1 protein-coding gene is annotated in these 479 nt (G+C 63.9%); it reads left to right on the top strand.

Going from position 1 to position 479, the window contains the following annotated elements; genetic code table 11:
- Positions 1–479, top strand: a 479-nt coding sequence (locus BTW07_RS19355; RefSeq protein ID WP_167369318.1) for an Ig-like domain-containing protein, incomplete at both ends; no start/stop codon positions are given.

The raw sequence follows: 479 nt of genomic DNA, 5'->3' as shown, positions 1-479 counted from the left end.
ACGGAAGAGAACAGCGTTCTCAGTGGGCAAGTTCCAGCAGCAAGTGACGTCGATGGCACCATCGCCAGCTACGCGCTCGACACCGGCGTAGGTCAGGGCAAAGGCAGCCTGACGTTCAACGCCGACGGCTCCTACAGCTTCGCCCCCGGCACTGACTTCGATGGTCTGGCCGCCGGCGAGAGTCGCGACGTCACCTTCAGCTACACCGCCACCGATAACGATGGCGGCGTCAGTGCACCGAAGACGGTCACCATTACCGTCACCGGTACCAACGACGCCCCGGTGGCCGTCGCCGATATCCAGACTACCGGCGAGAACAGCGTTCTCAGCGGGCAGGTTCCGGCAGCGACCGATGTCGATGGGACGATCGCCGGTTACGACCTGGCGACGGATGTCGGCACTGGCAATGGCAGCCTGACGTTCAATGCCGACGGCTCCTACAGCTTCACGCCGGGTGCCGACTTCGACGGTCTGGCTAC

This window comes from Salinicola socius, assembly GCF_001937195.1.
Lineage (GTDB): Bacteria > Pseudomonadota > Gammaproteobacteria > Pseudomonadales > Halomonadaceae > Salinicola > Salinicola socius.
This window is presented reverse-complemented; position numbering and strand designations above follow the sequence as displayed.